Raw genomic sequence first — 20,535 nt, 5'->3', positions numbered from 1 at the left:
TCCCCAACTAACACTTCAATGAGTCAAATCCCTTATAAATCAAAGAACAAACAACTTCCACATGCGCCGTATGCGGAAACATATCCACAGGCTGCACCTCCACCGTGCGGTAGCCCCCGTCCTCCAGCACGCGCAGGTCGCGCGCCAGCGTTGACGGGTTGCACGAGACGTACACCACGCGCTCGGGGCGCATCGCGACGATCGTCTCCAGCAGCGCGGCGTCGCAGCCTTTGCGCGGCGGGTCGACGACGATGACGTCGGGCGTCACGCCCTGCTGCTTCCACGCGGGGATGACGGCCTCTGCTGCGCCGACCTCGAACTCCGCGTTGCGCACGCCGTTCAGCAGCGCATTGCGCCGCGCGTCCTCGATCGCCTCGGGGACGATCTCGACGCCGTAGACCTTGCCTGCGCGCTGCGCCAGGAAAAGCGAAATCGTGCCGATGCCGCAATACGCATCGATTACGATTTCCTCACCGGTCAGCTGCGCGTACTCCAGCGCTTTGCCGTACAGCACTTCCGTCTGCACCGGGTTGACCTGATAGAACGAGCGGGCGGAGATGGCGAAGCGGATGTCTCCGATCGTATCATAGATCACATCGCTGCCCCACAGCACCTTCGTCTCGCTGCCGAAAATGACGTTCGTCCGCTCCATGTTCACATTTTGGCATATGCTGCGGACGCCTGGGATCTCTTCACGGATCAAGCCGACGAGCTCGTCCGCGCGGCTGATATCCTTGCCGTTCGTCACCAGGACGACCATGATCTCGCCCGTATTGAAGCCGCAGCGGGCGATGACGTGGCGCAGCAGGCCTTTGCCGCTCTCCTCGTCATAGGGACGGATGCCGAGCTCGCGGGCGATGCGTTTGACGGCGGCGACTACCGTATCATTGTTCTCATGCTGGATGAGGCATGCCTTCATGTCGATGATGCGGTGGCTGCCTTGGGCGTAGAAGCCTCCGACCAGACCGCCCTCTTCACTGCCCAAACCGATGGGCACCTGCGCTTTGTTGCGGTAGCGCCACGGGTCGGACATGCCGAGGGTGGGATGAACCGCCACACCCTCTTCCTGTTCCTCCCCGGCCACCTGCAGCTTGCCGATCCGCGTCAGGTTATCGATGACAAGCTGCCGCTTCCAGCGCAACTGCGCCTCATAGCTCAGGTGCTGCAGCTGACAGCCGCCGCACTGCTTGTAGATCGGGCACGGCGCGTCGACACGGTCAGGGCTGGCCTCCAGGATCTCGAGCAGCTTGGCGTAGCCGTACTGCTTCTTGACCTTCAGCACCTTGACCCGTACCCGCTCACCCGGCAGGGCGCCATGAATAAAAAGGGTAAAGCCGTCCACACGGCCTACCCCTTCCCCGTCATGCCCGAACCCGACCACGTCGGCAATGTATTCTCCGTTCTTTTCCACCGGCACACCCTCTGGAGGTTGTTCCCGGCGTTGATTGTTCTTCTTTCTCATGTTAACCTCACAGGCTCATTTCTTCTTCTAGCGTTCATACCTTGAATACCTTGACCATCCCTAACTAGCGGCTCTAACCGCAGTCCCAGCCAGCGTCGGCTTCCGGGAGATGATCAAGATTCATGCTCTTCCTCTTTATGCCCATCTGTTCCGGGCTTTTGCTTCCACGGAAGCTTAATTTGCAGCGTATGCGTCTTATAGGTGGACTGGCCTGTCTCATCGACGAAGATGTCCAGGTGCTGCGGCAAATTGGTAAATACGCACGGCAGTGTGCCGCCGAATTCTCCGTCGAGGTTCAACTGCACGTAATCCGGTGAGGTGACTTGAATTTGCCGCGTCTGCAAATAAATCACGTTCGGATCGGTGATATGCTCGCCGCGCAGTGCCAAGGAGACGACACGGATGAACTCCGCAAGGTTGCATTTGCGCAGGATCAGCACGTCGAACAAGCCGTCGCTTAGGGACGCGTCCGGTGCCAGGCGCTCGAACCCGCCGACGGAGTTGCTGTTGGAGATAAGGAACAGCATCACTTCCTCGTGCAGTTCGACCTCCGCGGTCTTGATGTACAGCTCGATCGGCCGCAGCCGCGGCAGCTTCTCGAGCCCTTTCATATAATAGGCCAGCTGGCCGATCATCGTCTTCAGCTTGCTTGGCACCTCGTAGGTCAGCTCCGTCAGCGACCCGCCGCCGGCAATGTTGATAAAATAGCGCTGATTCACCTTGCCCACGTCGATCACGCGCGTATGCTGGCGCAGGATGACGTCCACCGCACCCTCCCAGCTGCGCGGAATGTTCAGCGCCCGGGCAAAATCGTTCGTCGTCCCCAGCGGCAAAATCCCCAGCTGAGGTCGGTACTCTTTCTCCGCTATTCCGTTGATCACCTCGTATAGCGTACCGTCGCCGCCCGCCGCGATGACGATGTCGAAGCCTCTTTTTACCGCATCGGCCGCCGCCAGCGTGGCATCGCCTTCGCCAGTCGTCGCATGGGTGCTGGTCTCCAGCCCGCCCCGCTCCAGCCGCTGCAAAATGTCCGGAAGCCGCTTCTTGATTTCCTCACGGCCCGACGATGGATTATAGATCAGTCTTGCTCTTTTGGTCTGTCCTGCCATTTCTCTCTCACCTGTTTGCTTCAGAATCAAACCGAACAGAGTCTCCTGCTGCCCTGCCTTGTATAAAAGGCTCTGCCTGCCGCTCGATCCACCTCGAGATCCCCGAATGCGGAAGCAGCGCTTTCCCGTTGTACCTGTATTCATAACCATTCAACCGTTCGGGAATAACCTCCCCGGTAAAATAGCCCTCGCTTAGAAAAAGCGGCGCTACGATAACCGTATGCTGCGGTTTACTCCTCAACCACCGGTTCATTTTATGCGGAATTTGATCCGGGAGCAGCATCGCAACATCCGCCTCGTCAAAGCCGCCGAGCGCCTGAAGCCGCATGGCCAGCTTTTCCAGCCCTCTTTGCCACTGAAGATGGAACCCTTCCTCGATGCTTCCGTGTCCGACGAGCAGCAGAATCTCCTTTTGCGGATCGGACGATAATGCTTTGATCTTGGAATAAAGGACATCGGCAATGATCGGATCGTCATCAATGGGCGATGTAAAGTGGATTCGCGCCTTCACCGCAAACGGCCTCATATCCGTCGGCAGCAGCGGCTTGTCTTTCACCCCGAGCGCGTAGCTGATTTCATCGATATGCGTACTGCCGGAGGATACAAACAGCGGGACCGTGATAATATCCGTAACGCCGAGCGCTTCCAGGTGCGTGATTCCGTCCTGGATGAGCCGCCCTTCCACAATTTCCAGAAAGGAAGAGTACACCGGTATGTCTTCAGGCACGTGAACCGCCTCAACCGCTTCATCCACAAGCCGAACCCAGTCCTCGCTCCGGGACCCGTGACTAATGACTAATATCCCGTATTTTACCAAAACCTATCCCTCCTTGCCAAAAAAAGCTGCGCACATACGGTCTTCGCACTAACAAGATTATCTGCTTATGCGCATCTTTTCAATAACAAGAAAAATCCTGCTCGGCCCGTCGGGCGAGAAGGATTCGTGCGCTCATTCGTTTAACTCGGAGCCAGCATCTCCGTTACGGCAGTTCAAATTTCCAGCTTGATGGAACCCTTTCTTCACCGACAAAGCGTACACGGAGCGGATAAAAGGCTTCCTCCCGGTGAGCGATTAGCGCCCCAGACGCTCCAGCGCCATTTTGTAGCCGTCATTGCCATAGTTAAGGCATCGCTTAACCCGGGAGATCGTCGCCGTGCTGGCCCCGGTTTCGGCTTCAATCTGATTATAGGTGTTGCCTTTGCGCAGCATCCGCGCCACTTCAAGCCGCTGGGACAAGGATTGTATCTCATTGACCGTGCACAAATCGTCAAAAAACACATAGCATTCTTCTATATCCTTAAGTGTCAAAATCGCCTCGAACAGTTGATCAATCGCTTTATCGTTTAATTTTTTTAATTGCATGGCATTTTCAACCCCTTGATGGTCTGCTTCTATTCGTATGGACGCATATCTATATATTCGACGCGCGGGGAGCGAAATCCTCCCTTTAGATTAGCAAAACGTTACTATTTTTATGCGGTAGTGGACTAAACTGAAGTTAGGCAAAAATCATCGGCAGCGTGACAGGAGTCCAATCCATCCATTCGCCTATAACATACAGTATACTAGGAAAACGTTGATAGGTAAAAGTCCGGCCTGATGAATAATGCGACATTACTATGAACAAAAGGGTTGTGAAGCCATGAGTTATCAAAGACAAGGGATTGGAAACCGGGGTGTAAGCCACTATGCGCATCCGCTGCGTCGCCCCTCCTATCCTGTACGCACACGGAGCGTTACTCAGGGCTCCGAGTTACCAGGCGCCTATTCCAATTATACAGGGTTTTCGGGTTACCCGGGATTGGGGGGCGGAAGCTCGCTTCCCGTGCAAGCGCCGGCTGCCGTACCCGAACCGTCCTCCGGGGGCGGCCTTGCTTCATTGTTTGGCGGAGGAAGCGGCAGCGCTTTGGGTACCGGCAGCGGCTTTAACCTCGGTCAGCTGAAAAATATAGTGGATCGGCTGGGCGGCATTGAAGGCATTATGGATACGTTCGGCAAAATACAAAAGATGGTGGAAAGCCTCAATCAGATGTCACCCATGATCAAGCTGCTGATGGGCGCCTTTAAAAAGAAAAAGTCGAACGATACAAGCAGCGGCAGAGTTAAGCCAAGACGCAGAAGACGGCGTAACCGCCGAGACCGCAGGCAGCGTAACCGCAGGTAAACAAGAAGACCGGATGTTCACCAGGCCTGCAGGGCCATCCGGTCTTCTTGCTGTGACAGCAAGAATATCGGCCTGCCTCCCCCCAACTTTTACAGATATAACGTCCTCATATACAAATAAGGCCGATACCCGGGCCGGAGAAGAATCGTTTCCTTCCGGCGCGGATATCGGTCCGTGAATGATTATATAATGACTGTTTTCACTGAAGAAGAAATCGGCTGCGAATCGGTTGACGACGTTCCCCGGCCTACACAGTCGCCGGATGGACATTCGCTGTAATATACGGTGACTTTACGCGTTTCCTGTGTCCCTATGATTTGTTGACAATGCTTGCACAGAATCGTTCCCAGATGCAGTTCGTTTACACCAACGCTTCTTTCCACGACTCGACACGCTCCTTATTCATAGATTCAGAAACAGTAGAAGCCAAATCCATGACACGGCTCGCATAGCCCCATTCATTGTCATACCAGGCGAGCACTTTAATCTGATCAAATGCCGTCATGATCGATCCTCCGTCGATGACGGCGGACTTATCGCATCCGATAAAATCGGAAGAGACAAGCGGTTCGTCGCTGTATCCGAGAAACGGCGCCATCGGCCCTTCGGCCGCTTCAATGAAGGCCTTTTGCACCTCTTGGACATCGACCGGACGTTGAACCTGCACCGTAAGATCGACCAGCGATACATCCGGTGTCGGAACCCGGACCGCAATGCCGTTGACTAGCGGAGCCAAATGCGGAAGCACATCGACAAGCGCTTTGCCGACGCCCGTGCTGGTCGGAATGATCGATTGCGTGCAGGCGCGGGCCCGGCGCAAATCTTTATGTGGATTATCCATATGCCTCTGGTCGTTCGTGTATGAATGAACCGTTGTCATCCAGCCGCTTTTCACCTGAAACGCCGAATCCAGCACATGCAGCACGGGTGCCACACAGTTGGTCGTGCAGGATGCGGCGGACAGCAGCGTATGCTTCTCGGCATCGTATTTATCGTCATTGACGCCCATCACGACCGTCAAGTCCATCCGTTTCCCCGGTGCGGTAATAATGACCTTGCGGGCGCCTGCGTTCAAATGCTTCGTTGCACCCTCTTTATCGTTGAACTTCCCCGTTGCATCTATTGCAATGTCTACACCGAGCTCTTTCCAAGGAATCGCGCCAGGGTCGCGTTCAGACACGATCCGTATGCGGCGGCCGTTGATGATCAGCTCATCGCCTTCCTCACGCACTTCCGCTTTCCAGGTTCCATGTACTGTGTCATATTTTAACAGGTGAGCAATGGTATCGGCCGGGTATATGGAATTGATCGCTTTCAGTCCCATGCCGTCTTCACTCCGCTCGAAAGCGCGTCTGATTAAAAGCCTGCCGATACGTCCCACCCCACTAATGCCTAACGTCCCTGCCATGCCATTCCCTCCAGTGCGATTTGTCTTTTTTACTCCTGTATATAATATATATCATATAATTAAATAAGACACAATATATAAATTAACCAAGAGTATATGACGCAATGAAATCCTTGCACCTGCCCATTTTGATCAGCAAAAAAAAACATACTGATACACGAATTAACAGATCAGTATGTTTCATTTATCTTTCGTACCCTTTGTTTCCTTAAAGAAATCACAGTATATGGTTTAACGGTTTCAAATCATCCGTTAGAGAAAGTGTACGATTCAAAAACTAATGTTTTTATAATGATCTCCAATGGTGAAGTGATAGGATTGGACAATTAAAGGAATGGACTTAGTGTGATTTATATTAATGCAGATCCATATTGATACTGCGGATCATTGAGGCTGCACTTGTTCCTCAACGATCCGCAATAACAACACCAAGCAGCTCTGTAAGGTACTCTCCAGTGAGATATATTAAACCGGGGATTTCTCTTTGATCGCTTCCAAAGGCTTGTGGTTGCCGTATTTCGGATATTCCCGGGTCGTTGGCGCGGCCCACTGCACACCGTTGCGGATGACTCGGCGTACCTGCTCGTTGAAGTAGGTCGGATACGTTTCGTGCCCCGGACGGAAGTAGAAAATTTTACCTTGGCCGCGGGAATACGTGCAGCCGCTGCGGAATACCTCGCCGCCCTCGAACCAGCTCACCAAGATCAGCTCGTCAGGCTGCGGTATGTCGAAGTGTTCGCCGTACATTTCCTCCTGCGGCAGCTCAAAATATTCTCCGATGCCTTCTGCGATCGGGTGTCCCGGAGAAACGACCCAAATGCGCTCCTTCTCGCCGGCTTCGCGCCACTTCAGGTCGCAGGAAGTGCCCATCAGCTTTTTGAACACTTTCGAGAAATGGCCGGAGTGCAGAACGATCAGCCCCATGCCGTGCAGCACCCGCTGATGAACGCGGTCGACAATGGCGTCTTGAACCTCGTCGTGCGCTTTGTGCCCCCACCAAATCAGGACATCGGTATTGTTCAGCTTCTCCTCGGTCAAGCCGTGCTCCGGCTCATCCAGCGTCGCGTAAGCGACTTCAAAATCGGTTCCCAGGCCTTCGCCGATCGCCTTATGAATACCTTGCGGATAGACCGCCCGGACTTTTTCGTTCTCCAATTCATGACGGAATTCGTTCCAAACGGTAACTCTAAGCTTTTGACTCATCGTGGTTCCCCCCAAGCATAATAGGTTTCATTACTATTCAGTATAGTGAATCAACCGCTCAAAAGATATGCTCAATCTTGTTTCATCGTTATGCAAAAGTGTCATCACAACTTGATTCGTGGTATACTAGATGCTGATAAGGCTTAAAGGTATAAATCTATGCCTATCCAAAAATGGTTTATCCAATGAATGGAAAAAAGCGGGGTGCACATTCGTACTATGGAAACTGCCGTCGGACTGAGCAAGGAAATCATAAATGGAGAAGCCATGAACATCGATGCGATTAACGAGGAAGTCGTATACCAGAATCCCCTGCTGTTCTTAAAAATATGGGAGATTCAAGTCGGCTCCCCCTATTTCGGCATCCCGGAAACGTGGCCATGGCACTATCATAAAGAGGTGGAGTTTCTTGCGGTAACGGAGGGGCATCTCGGCATTCAAACCAAGCACGACTATTATCTTCTCGGCCCCGGAGACGTGCTGCTGCTCGGCTCTTCGCAGCTTCATCGCACCCATAAGAACAGCTCCGAAGGGCTTCGTTATGTCGTATTCCAGGTCGATTTGTCCCAGCATTTCGATCAAAGCACGATGCCTTATTTACACTGCTTCTCGGAACTGACGCAGCCGCTGGGGACGCTCAATTATATCTTCCGGGAGAATGCGGCGGCCCGTCAAGAGGCGTTCGCCTTAATTACCGATATCTTCGGCGAATCCCAAACCCGGCAGCGCGGCTACGAGATGGCCATCAGCTCGGCCATTAAGCGGCTGATGCTCCTGATGATGCGCAGCGATACCCGCGGCGTGCTGCGCGGCTCCGATGAAAGCGGGCTGATGCGTCTGCGGCCTGCGCTCGATTATGTCGACCGCCATCTCGGCGAGAGGATTGCCGTTGAAGATGTGTGCAGTCTGCTGAATTTGAGCTACCATTATTTCATTAAATATTTCAAAAAAGCGATGGGACTTTCGTTCGTCGATTACGTCAACTACAAGCGCGTCAAAAAAGCCGAGCGCCTGCTGCTTACCCGCGATCTCAGCATCATGGAGGTCGCCTTTGAGGTCGGGATCCCGAACATGGCGCAGTTCTACAAGCTGTTCAAGCGCCACAACAACTGCTCCCCGAAGGAGTTCAGGCAGCGCATGCGCGGCGGCGCCGGCCTCGGCGGCACCGCCGTGCCCGCTCGGGCGTAGCCCAGTTGTTTGATAATCGAGTAGGAGAGGGCGGCTAACCCCCGTCCTCTCACCTATGAAAACATGCAAGTCCCTTGTTCAAAAAATATGTATTGCTTGATTTGGATCGAAAAATGGCAATAACAAACTGGACCGGGCCATTTTCGTTTTTTGACCCTGCCTGCATTTTCCCTGGCTTGCTTTTCAATCATGCTGAATAGATCATCCATGGAAGCTCTGCGGCTTGCTTTTGCATCTTCTTAAGCTTTCTCTCCAGCAAGTCCTTCCGCAGATCCCTATATTCCTCTTGCCTAACCAGCACAGCCCTTGATTAGGCAGGAATACTTGGAACCAGTATCCGGAAAATCCGATTTTATGCCTGATCTGAAATACGCTGCTTGCCAACTGCAGGGGCGGCGCTTCATTCCCCGGCTTGGATCAATGCGCGCTGCCCCACTTCCTGCAGCTGCTTCAGCGCTTCATCCAGCGTAATCCTACCGCCCAGCACGGCCTTGGTCTGCCGAACAGCCAGCTGGTAGAACGATTCCTGAAACGCCGCCGGCTTCAAGGGGTCACTTACAACGCGAATGGATTTCCCCCCATGCTTGCCGATGCTGCGGGAGATCCGGAGGACTTCTCTTGAATCGGCTTCACGTTGGACTCCGTCTGATTCTCCGCCTTGCCGTTTTGCTCCTTCATCATGCTGTTGCCCTCGAATATTCCCCCTTCCTCAATGATAAAAGAAGGGGCGCTTATATTGCCGTACAGCTCTCCCTTTGAAGTAATCGTAATTTTTCCTTTTGCTTTTATATTCCCGTGAACGATCCCTGCAATCGTAATATCTCTTGAGGAGATGGACGATTTCACAGTCGCCTTTTCCCCTATCGTGACGTCGCCCTCGGACAAAATATCGCCCGTTAGCTGGCCTTCGATTCGAACGCCTGCGGCCGAAGTAATCTTCCCTTCAAATATCGTTCCCTCACCGATAAGCGTATCCATCGTATCCGGATTAAGCGATTGCTTCTTTGCTTTAAACATCTGACGATCTCCTCTCAAAAGTGTATACCATTTATTTCAAATACGGCCGGGGATCTATGCTTTGGCCTTGCTTGATCACTTCATAATGCAGGTGGGCTCCCGTGCTTCGACCGGTGGAACCGACCTTTCCGATCCGATCGCCCTTGGCCACCTTGTCACCCTCGCTTACCAGAATTTGATTCAAATGCATATATGAAGTACGGATACCGCCGGTATGGTCGACGATAATAAAATTGCCTTTGCCGCTGTCATATCCGGCCGATACCACGGTACCGTCCGCGGTAACCACGACCTCTGTATTCACGGGAGCGGCAATGTCCATTCCCGAATGAAAGCTTAACCGGTTATTAAACGGGTCCTTGCGGTAGCCGAAGGACGACGTCACATTTCGGGATTCCACCGGCCATATGTTTGGCGTTATTCTCCACAGCCGCTGCTTCCGCTGCAGTTCCTCACGTGCGGCAGCAAGATGATTTTTCAGTTCGCCGGCCTGTTCCGATAAGCCTTCGAATTCGGCCGAAGTATCATCTGAAAGCTTGAGAATCTCGGTTGCCTCTACAGGAATCATGATGCCTCCTAACCCTGTTTCCCCTTGAACAACAGCGCTTTCCTGATCGTCCGTCCCCTTTGCTGCAACCGGTTCCTTTACTGGTGCGGAAGCACCGCCCGTGATCGATCGCAGGTCCTTTTCGAGCTTCATGACTTCTTCCATCTGTGTCTTCACTTCTTTGGCCTGTTCGGACAAAAGTACGACTTCATTCTGCAGCTTCTCAATCATTTCGTTTTTGTCGGCCACGATCTGGTCGTAATGCTGCATTTTATCGTTTAAATCCGCTTTCAGCCGCTCATTAACCAGTTCAGACCGCAGATGCAGGCTTTGCATCGCCAGAGTCCAGCCAATCAAGCCTATCAACAGCAGTGCGGCAGCATAGAGCACCGCATGGGTGAAACGCAGCTTAACGACAGCGCGTTGGGCGTTTTCCGGAATAATAACGAATGTCAGTTTTTTCATACCCCACTTGAATTTCATAGTAGCCTCTCAGTCTTTGGGTTTATTTTCCATCGAAAGCACTACTGCAATTATTCTCCAAACGGGTGTAAAAAACCTTCATTTTTTGTCGAAAATCCGAAAAATAGGTAAAAAGTTGCAGAGGAATTCATTGATTTAACTCGAAATTTAGTAGGTATATGGAAGTAGTAATCATGTGAAAGTATTTTTAAAGGGGGGAATTCGATCCGTGAAGATAGCCGGAATTGATTTGGGCAATGACAGTATAAAAGTCGTTCATGATGGTTCTCGTGAACCAGTAATCGTGCCGAACATTGTGACACCGGGGTACGAAAGACATATTTTGCAGGAGGAGGATTCGCCGTTAAAAGCGTTGGACGTCACCGTCTACAGTCCTTCCCTGACCCATAACAACCGCCGCTGGTTCGTTGGTTTGCTGGCCTCGGAATTGGAGGACAATATCGAGCTTGAGGATATGGACAACAAAGCGTTGTCCGACCAATCGCTCGTGGTCGCTCTGACCGCATTGGCTTTCACCGGCATTACCCATTCATCCTACCAAACCTCTTCCTTTTCGCAGACGGATGAGCTGGAATACGTCATCGGCACAGGTCTGCCTGTCCGTACATACACCAGGTTTCGCGAGCAATTCGAGCAGCGGCTTGTCGGAGAACACGAAGTCATGTTTATGTCTACTCCGCAGCTTCGGGGCCGTAAGGTGAAAATCCGCATACGCAAAGCAGTGATATCGATCGAAGGAGCGGCTGCGCTATTCAATCTGGCTACTCAGGAAAACCTCCAGATCCAGAACGAAGAAATTTATAACGGGGTTATAGGGGTATGTGAAATAGGAGCCTTGACCACCGATTTGCCCGTGATCCGGCGCATGAACATCGACAACCATTTCAGCTACGGGGAGCAGATGGGATTAGCGGGTTATTTGGATCTGATCATCCGGGAGGTCGAGGACCAGTTCGGCTATACGTTTCCGAGCCGCGCCAAGCTGTCCCAACGCATCAAGCAGCAGAATTATGTCATTCAACGTATCGGGGAAGGGCAGAGCAGCATTAAACCCATTGTGGATACTTATTTTAGCCGTGCGGCCCAACGTATCGTGGATTTAATCAAGAAACGATGGAAAAAGTGCCCTGATATTCAATGCTTCTATGTCATTGGAGGCGGTGCGGCCGCGCTCAAGCCCTATCTGATCGATGCCGCGGGACCGATCAAGCTGCGTTTTGTGCAGGACAGCGAGCTGCAAAATGTGTATGGTTATCTAAAGGTGGCCAAAAACCGTGTGAATCAGTCCCTGACCACCGATACTGCACAGTAAAATCTGAAAAGGTGCTGCATTTCCGGGATTGTCCCGGCATACGACGCACCTTTTTCAACCTCCGGACCGTTCTCCCGTTCCAGGCTCGATCATGCTCCAGCAGGGCCGCCAAGCGCTTCTCTTAACGGCCCGCCTGCAACGGCAGCGTCGTACCTTCCAGTTCAAAGGAGCCTCCGGCATTTCTTTGAATAACGTGGCACAACGCCTCGCGAGTCTTGCCAAAGCTGTTTAATACCGCAGCACGCCTACCATTCTGTGACTGTGCCGTCCTCGTTCCTCCAAACCGGATTGCGCCAACGATGACCGGCAGCCGCCATCTCACGCACCTTCGATTCGTTAATCTCCACACCGAGTCCGGGGGCGGCAAGCCGTCGGACGAAGCCGTCCTGATAGTGGAACACGGCCGGATCTGTTAAATAATCCAGCAGGTCGGAGCCTTGATTGTAATGGATGCCCAAGCTCTGCTCCTGGATAAACGCATTCGGCGTGCAAAAATCCAACTGCAGCGATGCAGCCAGCGCAATCGGACCAAGCGGGCAGTGCGGCGCAACGGCAACGTCGAAGGCCTCCGCCATCGCCGCGATTTTGCGCACCTCCCATATCCCGCCGGCATGACTGAGATCCGGCTGGATGATATCGACGCCTCCCTGCATGAGCAGCCGTTTGAAATCCCAGCGTGTATACATGCGCTCGCCTGTTGCAATCGGTATGCTGACGCCCTTGGTTATTTCGGGAATCACCTCATTGTTCTCGGGGAGCACCGGCTCTTCGATGAACATCGGCTTCAAAGGCTCCATTTCCTTGATCAGCACTTTGGCCATCGTTTTGTGTACGCGGCCGTGGAAATCGACGCCGATGCCTTTGTCCCAGCCGATGGCTTCACGTACAGCGGCCAGCCGTTCCACTGCCTCCTGCACCTTCAGCGGCGAATCGATCCACTCCATCTCCGCCGTACCGTTCATCTTGACCGCGGTATACCCTTCGGCCATCTTCTTTCTGGCCTCCTCCGCCACATCGGAAGGCTTATCGCCTCCGATCCAGGCATAGACACGCATTTTATCCCGGACCGGACCGCCAAGCAGCTCGTACACCGGCACACCCAGCCGTTTGCCCTTAATATCCCACAGCGCCTGTTCAATACCGGAGATGGCACTGGTCAGAATCGGACCTCCCCGGTAAAAGCCGCCCCGGTACAGCACCTGCCACAGATCCTCGATATGTCCCGGATCTTTGCCGATCAGATAATCGCTCATTTCCTCCACTGCGGCGCGCACCGTATCGGCCTTCCCTTCCACGATAGGCTCTCCCCATCCGACAATTCCGTCATCCGTCGTTACCTTCAGAAACAACCATCTCGGCGGTACTTGAAACAGCTCCATGGATTTGATGATCATAAAAAGCTCCTCTCCCCTGTTCATAAAATGTCCAGCATTCGGTCATCCGGTCCAAACGTCCTGGCGAAACCCTGTCAGCATATCTTCCAAATGGCTTTTCATCAGCGTTCTCGCCTGGGTAGTATTGCGCTGCGCAATAGCCTGCGCGATCAAATGGTGATAGGAGGCCGCCTTCTCGTCCATCCCCTCCCATTTCATCGAACGCCGGCGGCTGTCCGTCAGCAGGTCGCCGATCAGCTCGAGCATGTGAAACATGATTTCATTATGTGAGGCTCTGGCAATCAGCTCGTGAAACAGCAAATCCTCTTTAAAAAAATCCTGCTTCTTGCGTATTTTCTGCCGCATCGTTTCGGCCGTCCGCACGATCTCGTCCGCCTCGGTATCCGTCGCCTTCTCTGCGGCCAGCGCAGCAAGCTCCGGCTCAATGATCAACCTGGCCTCCGTCAGCTGCAGCATCGTCGCCTTCTCCAGGAAATCTAGCGTCCTTCCGCCTTCGGCCCCGGTCACATCATTCTCAACGTAAGTGCCCCGCCCCTGCTCTACTCGTAAAATTTTCTGCTTACCGAGAATCCGCACGGCCTCCCGAACAGACGAGACTCCGACGCCGAGCTCTACTGACAACTGCTCCAGCGGTGGAATTTGCTGTCCAGGCTTCCAGACGCCGCTCTTAATTTTTCGTTTAATTTCGTCGTAAACGGTTTCATAAGTTAGTTTTTTTGACATAACCCAATTCCTTATCCCTCCAATATTCATCTGATGTTTATCATTATATTACCAAAACATCTGATGATCAATTTTTTTCGCAGCAAAAACCTGCTTCCTCTTTATAAACCCTGTCGTTCAAAGTAAACTGGAAAGACAGAGGCAATCCGATGTACTCTCTCGACGTCTTTGGAATGCGTTGTTGAACCGGTACCGCCGGAAGATCGTCAAACATTTGAGGTGGCAGCTTTGGATTCGAAAGCAAATTTTGAATATTTGAAGCATTTGTCGGAAAGCTCGGATCCGAAGGCGATTCTGCATGAGTTGATGACGGCTTACGGCAAAGACGTATGGAACTATGCTTACAGCATGACCCGAAAGCGGGACCAGGCAGACGATATCACCCAAGAGGTGTTTATTAAGGTATACCGCAATCTTTACACATTCCGCTGCGAATCCTCCGTCAAAACATGGCTGCTTGCCATTACACGCAATATGACGCTCGATTACCTGAGATCGGCCTTTTACCGTAAAGTCACTTTGGTCGATTTCCTCACTTCTTTCGGCGAACAGGCAGCCGATTCTCAGCCGGAAAAAGAGGTCGTAGAGCGTATGGCCATTAACGAGATGTGGGAAATGGTGCTGAAGCTGCCCGTCAAATACAGAGAAGTGCTGATTCTTTATGCCCATCATCAGCTGTCCATGAAGGAAATAGCGGAGGTGCTGGGCGTCAGTGAAGGAACGGTCAAATCGAGGCTTTTCCATGCACGAAATAAAATTTCCCGGATGAAGGAGGATTGGAATCTTGGATCCGATGGACAATGAGCTTAAGATAAAACTGGCTGAGGGACCGCTCGGGAGGGAGGGCTTTACCGACGGCTTAAGACAGCGTATCGAAGCACGCATAGAAGAGGAAGGCAGCAGACCGAAGCCGCGGAAGACTGGGTTCGTCGCCGCCTGTGCCCTGCTTGCGGTCACGGTTATGCTCCTGTTCGTCGACGGAGAACGGCTGTCCTCTCTGCTGCGCATAAACCAATCGACGTACGATGAGCATTCGCAGCATGCCGCAGCGCCCGTTAAGGAAAGCTGGGAAGCTTCCATCCGTTCCGCTCTGCTGCTCGGTTTGCGTACGGACCTTCCCGCGGCCGGGAGCCAGGGGGAATACAGCACTTACCGTACCGTACTCATCGCCCCGGAGCACAATCGGCTGCAAAAAACCGCAGAAGGCGCAGGCATTCTTATGCCTTACAAAATGGACTTCTGGAAAATAGGGGGCCAGCGGATAGCCAACGAGGAGAAAGAGGCCTGGACCATTACCGCATCCAAAGCGGCGGCCAATCCGGCATTCGAGGATGAGCAGGTTTCCGCATTGGTTTCCGCCAAACCGGTTAAGCTGTCGGAGAAGCTCCTTTTTGCCGGGAACCGGTATATTACCGTAGCTCAAACCGTGCAATCCCGGGATCCTGCCTCCGGGAAGGCCGTCCAGTATGAATACGTTTGGGTCAAGGAGCTGCTGCAAATCGCGCCTACGAGGAAGGAAATATCGCTTACTCCGCTGGAAGAGCCCCACGTGTCGCTGCGCGGGCTGCTGGCCGCCTATGCCGAGCCGATCATTCAGGAGCTGAAGCCGAGGCTTCCCGTTCAGCCAGGGGAATCCGGCAGAGCTGCCGGAGCCGTGGATCTCTCGGGGGAAAGCTGGACTATCGTCCGCAAGCAAGGGCGGTGGATCGCGCAGCTGGCCGATTACGGTTCGGCGGAGAATCTTGATGGTAAGATCGGATACCGTTTGAAAGATGTGCCGATGGAACTGCCTGCATCTGTCGTCTCTCATGACGAGCTGGCGGTATCGTGGAGTGAAATCAAGCGGCTGCAGCCTTCGGCTGTCGACGTCTTTACTTCGCCAAAGCACGATTTTGTGGCAGTAGTCACGGACAGAAACATCATTATATACCCTTATATCGACCAGCTGATTCCGTCGCAGCTGATGACGATCCCGCTCCAGCCGAATGAATCGGTCGTTATGGCGCAGTGGGCGACGGACCGGTATGTCGAGTCCTGGAAACAGCAGGTGAAAGCCTTTTTAGAGCCGTAACGTAATCAAAAGGGCAGCGGCTACGGCTGCTGCCCGTAATTCACATGACTTTCAAACGATGGCGTATCGGGCACGATCATGATATGCGTCTGTCCCTGCTGCAAAACCGCCTCGCGGCCTAGATCCAAGAAACGGATCGGGTCGCTTTCTTTATCCCGTTTCCACTCCACCTTCTTCACCTTGCCCCGTTCAAACAGAAGCGCAGGGCCAGTCCCGATCAGTTTGACGTCGAGTCTTCCCTCGCTGTCCAGTGTCCGGTGTCTTGTCCCCATGACAACCACATTGGCCGCGGACAATTGTTCTTCGTTGTTCAGATCGATATGCTGCTTGCCGTTGATCGACCGTTTGTACAAACCGCTTGTCTGGTCAAATTCATAGGTCACCTTATAGCTTTGCATCAGAAACGTAATGTCTACCTTTGGCGCATCCTGCGCATCATTGGCCATGGCCGGGACGGCATCCGCATCCTTCTTCACAAAGCTGTACGCCGGTTGGACGAGGGCATTAGCGGTAAAGCCTCGTTCCTGAGCAGTCTCCCGTATTTTCTCCAGGTCCGTATACAGATTATGTGGGGCCTTTCGGGAACGCTCCCTCCAAAATGCGGCACCTGCGTTCGTAATTTCATCCAGCGCGTGGATGCGCTCTTTCTTCAGCTTTGAATAACCGTCAGGGCTTCCGCCCGCATGGACTTGAATCGCTCCGAATGATTTTCCGATCTCGATAAAATAAGGACGGATGCTTCGCACCGGTCCGACGGGATCCTTAGACCTGCTGCTTTGGAAAATGCCGACGATCCGGGTAATTTCCCCTTCGGCCAGCACCTCAAGCAGCATATCCGCTTGCGTCAGACCGCTTTGAGGCCTCGCCTGAGGGGCGTTGTTGATCATGACCATGATCGGTCTGTCCTCAATTTTCCTGTCGCTCGGCAGCCCCGTCAAAGGCGCCTGGAAGGCAGGTTCCGCTTTTGGAGGCGGCACTTTCGGCTCCACGACGACTGGCTTGACGGTTTCTGCCGGCGGATTCCCGGAGGTCTGGCAGCCCGCCGCTGTCAAGGCCAACCAGCCCGCCAGCAGCGCCATTCCTCCTTTCCGTCCCATGCGGCTCCATTTTTGTTTGCATTGCTTTGGTTTCAATTAACGTCACCTCATCTGCTTGTCCTCTAGTAAACTATATTCTATTAAACCTGTTTTTAGAATCCTTTTTTTCAAATTAAGACAAAAACCACATCTTCCTTATATTCCATATCGGATGATGTGGCTCTTGGTTTCCTATATTTTTTCTTTTATGAAGCCGGTTCTTAACGTAACCCGGTCCCCGCTCCCACGAAAAAACCCGGCATTCCCATGATGACATGGAAATGCCGGGTTTGTTGTCCATCCGCTGAACCTCTTACAGCTGCTCCCGTACCCAAGCCTCCAGCTCGGCCAACGGTCTGAAGCCTATGTTCGTTCCAACCTCGACGCCGTCTTTGAACAGCTTCAAGGTCGGAATGCTCATGACTCCGTAGTTTCCGGCCGTTTGAGGATTGTCATCGACATTCACTTTGGCGATCGTAACCGCATCTCCAAGCTTTCCGTCAAGCTCCTCAAGCACCGGCGCGATCATTTTGCAGGGTCCGCACCAAGGCGCCCAGAAATCAACCAATACTACGCCTTCTTTTATGGTGTCTTTAAATTGTACGTCATTCACATTAACAATAGCCATGAGAATCCACTCCTATTCTATAATTTTGAAAATAAATAACGTAGTTATAGAGCATTTATTCCCCAACTCGCTGTTAATTCAAACGGGACGGGCGCTGCAAAAGAAAGTCCGTATCCATACGGTTCTGTCCCGACCGGTTCTCCGCCTCAACGGCGGCGGTTGCGGTGAGCTTGCCGCTCAGCTCCGCGAACCATTCCCGATCCCTGGTCATCAATGCGATTTCGATCAGCGAGCGCAGGGCAGCCTCGCCGGACGGCTCGTACTCGGACATCTTGGCGACCTTGGAAAGCTTGGCCTCGGCCCAATCTCCGATGATTTCCGGACGGTCGCATTGAGTGATCCGAACCTTGACCAGGCCATTACCTTCCACCGACTCCACATACCCGATAAAGCGTTCGTCCTCCAGCGTCGTACCGCTCACCCAATCGCCTTCGTTCACTTTCACATCATAGATTGAAGCCATGCCAATCCCTCCTATGATCGATAATCTGCTACAAATTAAGTAACAGTTTGTACATAAAGCCGCGCTTACGTTTTCCCGCTCTGCACTTCCCGAATCCGGTTCAGCACATCATGGATCGTAACGCGGGACAGAAAGGCCAGCATCTGCTCCTCAGCCTCAGAGAATATTTGGTCCATCACGTCGGCCATATTGCATGCAATCATGCAATCCTCCTCCTCGTTCCCCGAGCACCAGGAAGGCTTGAGGGAACCGATCGAAGTAGCACGATAGATTTGCGCCAAAGTGACCTCAGCCGGGTTGCAGTTTAAGGCATATCCGCCTCCGGTGCCTTCCTTCGTAGCTACATAGCCTTGCTTCTTCAAACAGCTCATCACCTTCCGCACGCGGGCGGGATGAGTGCAGACATTCGCCGCAATCATATCGCTGGTGGCCATATGATCCAGCCGATAAGCAAGCAGCACCAGACTGTGTACCGCAATCGTAAATTCACTGTTCACGTCTGGTCTCCTCCTCTTTCGTCTTACTGTTATTATAATTATTACAGATTAACCTGTCAAGCAGGCTCCTCCCCTGCTTAACAAACGTGAAAATAGCCGTTCCCGCTTGATGCGGAAACGGCTTTGGCAGAAAAGCGGCTTATTGATACATGCTGCCGCGGGCAAAGCTGGATTGCTGAGGCTGCAGGCTCACTGTGCTCATTTGTGCGATCGATTGCTCTGCTTGATGACACATTTGCGAGATCTGCTGCATTTGTTGAACCGCCGTTTGGTGACCCTGCAGCGCCGTTTGAATCAGCTGAGCCGCCTGACGCTCCCGCTGGGCAAGCATTTCCAGCTGCTGCGCGTTCTGCTGCTCCTGCTGCAGCAGTCTTTGGTAATTCATGCTCGCTTGTTCTGTTTGCTGGATCAGCTGCCCGATGATGTGCTGGCATTGGTTCAATTGGTTAATGACATTGTGCATATCTTTGCATCCTCCTTGGGTTATAAAGTGGGCTGTTGTAAATTCCCATCCTATTGTGCTTTAACCGCCCGAAGGTTATGCAGGCCTAAAGAAAAAAACCGGCTCCTTCCCTGTCGGTAAGAGCCGGTCCGGTTTCATTGGCTTATGGTTGAATATCGTAGAATTTATACAAATCGTCCAGCAAAATGTTCGCGGCCTTCACCCCGCCGGCGGTGTTCCAGGTCACGTCGTTTACTTTAAACGCTTTGCCGTTCTTCACTACGTTCAAATTTTTCCATAACGGATCGTTGGTCCATTCCTGTTCCTGGTTGCTTCCCTTTCCGTCTCCGGTCTCATAAGTGAAATAGAACAATCGATCGGCGTCCACTTCCGGCAGACGCTCTTTGTTAATTTCAATTGCGAACGTTTCTTTATCCTTAAATTCAGTACGTGCAATGCCAATCTGCGAGAAAATGATTCCCGTAAACGTATCGTTCAGGTAAATTCTGGTTTTCCCCGCCATAAAACGAACGACAGACACTTTCTCCTTCAGCTTATCTCCGGCTTTCGATTTAAAGTCTTCGATCCGTTTGTCGAAGGCTGCGATGATTTTATCGCCTTCTTCCTTCTTGCCCACGGTTTCAGCATACAGCTTGAAATTGTTTTTCCATTCGCCGCGCAGCGTTTCAGAGAATACCGTCGGAGCGATCGCTTTCAGCTGTTCGTAGACTTTCTCCTGACGCATTTTATTGCCGATGATCAGATCCGGTTTAAGCGCGGCGATCATCTCCAGATTCGGCTGGCTTTCATCACCGACCACTTGAACGCCTTCCATGTCGGCTTTAATATGATCATACCAAGGTTTTCCGGTGAAAGACTTCACCGCGCCTACCGGCTTGATTCCCAATGCCAGCAGAGCTTCGGTTCCTTCATTTGTGAGAATGACGATCTTCTTCGGGTTTGCCGGCACCTCGGTTTCGCCCATCGCATGCTTGATTTTACGCGATCCTTCTGTTGTCCCCGCCTGTGTCCCCGCCTGATCCGCAGAAGGCTTGGGCTCGGCCGACTGCTTCGCCCCGCAAGCGGTTAACCATACGGTCATGAGCAGCATTGCAGCGAGAAATATCGCCGTTTTCCATTGAAATGATTTGCGTGTACTAAACATTGACTGGACCTCCCGGAAATTGAACAATGATGATAATGATTATCAATAACAAAGTAAATCATAATGGGGTATTCAAATATTGTCAATCTTTTTTTTGATAATGATTCTCAGAATCATTGACAGCTGATAATGATTCTCATACAATGAGTTTAGTTCATTATTCTTGCATCATTCCTAAACGG

The 20,535-nt window shown here is 52.5% G+C and carries 23 protein-coding genes; 5 read left to right on the top strand and 18 right to left on the bottom strand.

What is annotated here, in order from left to right; all coding sequences use genetic code 11:
* Positions 1-7 precede the first annotated feature (7 nt).
* The 4 genes from rlmD to IJ22_RS24970 form a co-directional block, all read right to left on the bottom strand.
* Positions 8-1,462, bottom strand: a complete 1,455-nt coding sequence (rlmD, locus tag IJ22_RS24985) for a 23S rRNA (uracil(1939)-C(5))-methyltransferase RlmD (RefSeq protein WP_082660950.1) — start codon at positions 1,460-1,462, stop codon at positions 8-10.
* A gap of 113 nt (positions 1,463-1,575) precedes the next feature.
* A complete protein-coding gene (locus IJ22_RS24980) occupies positions 1,576-2,571 on the bottom strand; it encodes a diacylglycerol kinase (protein WP_054820255.1) in 996 nt (331 codons plus the stop codon).
* 7 nt (positions 2,572-2,578) lie between these two features.
* The gene (locus tag IJ22_RS24975) at positions 2,579-3,388 is read right to left on the bottom strand and encodes a sirohydrochlorin chelatase (RefSeq protein ID WP_054820254.1); all 810 of its coding nucleotides are present in this window, start codon (positions 3,386-3,388) and stop codon (positions 2,579-2,581) included.
* Between the two features lie 255 nt (positions 3,389-3,643).
* Complete coding sequence (locus IJ22_RS24970) at positions 3,644-3,934, bottom strand: YerC/YecD family TrpR-related protein (RefSeq protein ID WP_062410718.1); 291 nt, start codon at positions 3,932-3,934, stop codon at positions 3,644-3,646.
* Positions 3,935-4,214: 280 nt separating this feature from the next.
* Here IJ22_RS24970 and IJ22_RS24965 point away from each other — a divergent pair, with 280 nt between their 5' ends.
* Entirely contained in the window at positions 4,215-4,736 is a 522-nt protein-coding gene (locus IJ22_RS24965) for a hypothetical protein (RefSeq protein ID WP_062410717.1), read from the top strand.
* A gap of 182 nt (positions 4,737-4,918) precedes the next feature.
* Here the strand turns inward: IJ22_RS24965 and IJ22_RS26170 are convergent, their stop codons facing one another.
* From IJ22_RS26170 to IJ22_RS24955, 3 genes are all read right to left on the bottom strand, one after another.
* Positions 4,919-5,119 (bottom strand): GapA-binding peptide SR1P, encoded by a 201-nt coding sequence (locus IJ22_RS26170; protein WP_074729797.1) that lies wholly within the window; start codon positions 5,117-5,119, stop codon positions 4,919-4,921.
* Positions 5,098-6,144, bottom strand: coding sequence for a type I glyceraldehyde-3-phosphate dehydrogenase (gene gap / locus IJ22_RS24960; RefSeq protein WP_062410716.1), 1,047 nt, complete (start codon positions 6,142-6,144; stop codon positions 5,098-5,100). Before gap ends, IJ22_RS26170 begins: the two co-directional genes overlap by 22 nt.
* Before the next feature lie 465 nt (positions 6,145-6,609).
* Positions 6,610-7,347: a ThuA domain-containing protein gene (locus IJ22_RS24955; protein ID WP_062410715.1), complete on the bottom strand. Its 738-nt coding sequence runs from the start codon at positions 7,345-7,347 to the stop codon at positions 6,610-6,612.
* Between the two features lie 219 nt (positions 7,348-7,566).
* Between IJ22_RS24955 and IJ22_RS24950 the strand changes: the two genes are divergently transcribed.
* Positions 7,567-8,535: a helix-turn-helix domain-containing protein gene (locus tag IJ22_RS24950; protein WP_062410714.1), complete on the top strand. Its 969-nt coding sequence runs from the start codon at positions 7,567-7,569 to the stop codon at positions 8,533-8,535.
* Positions 8,536-8,935: 400 nt separating this feature from the next.
* Here IJ22_RS24950 and IJ22_RS26445 read toward each other — a convergent pair whose 3' ends face one another.
* Genes IJ22_RS26445 through IJ22_RS24940 form a run of 3 tightly spaced genes read right to left on the bottom strand, consistent with a single transcriptional unit; the run spans position 8,936 to position 10,582 of the window.
* Positions 8,936-9,082 (bottom strand): hypothetical protein, encoded by a 147-nt coding sequence (locus IJ22_RS26445; RefSeq protein WP_160327412.1) that lies wholly within the window; start codon positions 9,080-9,082, stop codon positions 8,936-8,938.
* 8 nt (positions 9,083-9,090) lie between these two features.
* Positions 9,091-9,552, bottom strand: a complete 462-nt coding sequence (locus IJ22_RS24945) for a bactofilin family protein (protein ID WP_054819458.1) — start codon at positions 9,550-9,552, stop codon at positions 9,091-9,093.
* A gap of 31 nt (positions 9,553-9,583) precedes the next feature.
* Positions 9,584-10,582: a M23 family metallopeptidase gene (locus IJ22_RS24940; RefSeq protein ID WP_062410713.1), complete on the bottom strand. Its 999-nt coding sequence runs from the start codon at positions 10,580-10,582 to the stop codon at positions 9,584-9,586.
* 208 nt (positions 10,583-10,790) lie between these two features.
* Here IJ22_RS24940 and IJ22_RS24935 point away from each other — a divergent pair, with 208 nt between their 5' ends.
* Positions 10,791-11,894, top strand: a complete 1,104-nt coding sequence (locus tag IJ22_RS24935; protein ID WP_235594218.1) for a ParM/StbA family protein — start codon at positions 10,791-10,793, stop codon at positions 11,892-11,894.
* Between the two features lie 245 nt (positions 11,895-12,139).
* On the opposite strand, the gene dgoD is transcribed toward IJ22_RS24935, so the two are convergent.
* The gene (gene dgoD, locus IJ22_RS24930; protein ID WP_062410712.1) at positions 12,140-13,288 is read right to left on the bottom strand and encodes a galactonate dehydratase; all 1,149 of its coding nucleotides are present in this window, start codon (positions 13,286-13,288) and stop codon (positions 12,140-12,142) included.
* Positions 13,289-13,330: 42 nt separating this feature from the next.
* Positions 13,331-14,011, bottom strand: a complete 681-nt coding sequence (locus tag IJ22_RS24925; RefSeq protein WP_062410711.1) for a FadR/GntR family transcriptional regulator — start codon at positions 14,009-14,011, stop codon at positions 13,331-13,333.
* Between the two features lie 228 nt (positions 14,012-14,239).
* On the opposite strand from IJ22_RS24925, the gene IJ22_RS24920 reads away from it, so the two are divergent.
* Positions 14,240-14,815, top strand: coding sequence for an RNA polymerase sigma factor (locus IJ22_RS24920; RefSeq protein WP_054819461.1), 576 nt, complete (start codon positions 14,240-14,242; stop codon positions 14,813-14,815).
* Entirely contained in the window at positions 14,796-16,082 is a 1,287-nt protein-coding gene (locus IJ22_RS24915) for a hypothetical protein (RefSeq protein ID WP_062410710.1), read from the top strand. The genes IJ22_RS24920 and IJ22_RS24915 overlap by 20 nt, the downstream gene beginning before the upstream one ends.
* A 20-nt stretch (positions 16,083-16,102) precedes the next feature.
* On the opposite strand, the gene IJ22_RS24910 is transcribed toward IJ22_RS24915, so the two are convergent.
* The 6 genes from IJ22_RS24910 to IJ22_RS24885 form a co-directional block, all read right to left on the bottom strand.
* A complete protein-coding gene (locus IJ22_RS24910; RefSeq protein ID WP_235594217.1) occupies positions 16,103-17,215 on the bottom strand; it encodes a DUF3048 domain-containing protein in 1,113 nt (370 codons plus the stop codon).
* A gap of 256 nt (positions 17,216-17,471) precedes the next feature.
* Positions 17,472-17,786, bottom strand: coding sequence for a thioredoxin (trxA, locus tag IJ22_RS24905; RefSeq protein WP_062410709.1), 315 nt, complete (start codon positions 17,784-17,786; stop codon positions 17,472-17,474).
* Positions 17,787-17,859: 73 nt separating this feature from the next.
* On the bottom strand, positions 17,860-18,249 hold the full coding sequence (locus IJ22_RS24900; RefSeq protein WP_062410708.1) for a hypothetical protein: 390 nt from the start codon (positions 18,247-18,249) through the stop codon (positions 17,860-17,862).
* Between the two features lie 65 nt (positions 18,250-18,314).
* Positions 18,315-18,746 carry an RrF2 family transcriptional regulator gene (locus tag IJ22_RS24895; RefSeq protein ID WP_062410707.1) on the bottom strand — a complete coding sequence of 144 codons (432 nt, stop codon included), beginning with the start codon at positions 18,744-18,746 and terminating at the stop codon, positions 18,315-18,317.
* Positions 18,747-18,885: 139 nt separating this feature from the next.
* Entirely contained in the window at positions 18,886-19,209 is a 324-nt protein-coding gene (locus IJ22_RS24890; RefSeq protein ID WP_062410706.1) for a hypothetical protein, read from the bottom strand.
* Between the two features lie 142 nt (positions 19,210-19,351).
* A complete protein-coding gene (locus IJ22_RS24885) occupies positions 19,352-20,353 on the bottom strand; it encodes an ABC transporter substrate-binding protein (protein ID WP_062410705.1) in 1,002 nt (333 codons plus the stop codon).
* Positions 20,354-20,535: the final 182 nt, after the last annotated feature.

Source organism: Paenibacillus naphthalenovorans (assembly GCF_001465255.1).
Classification (GTDB): domain Bacteria; phylum Bacillota; class Bacilli; order Paenibacillales; family NBRC-103111; genus Paenibacillus_G; species Paenibacillus_G naphthalenovorans.
This window is presented reverse-complemented; position numbering and strand designations above follow the sequence as displayed.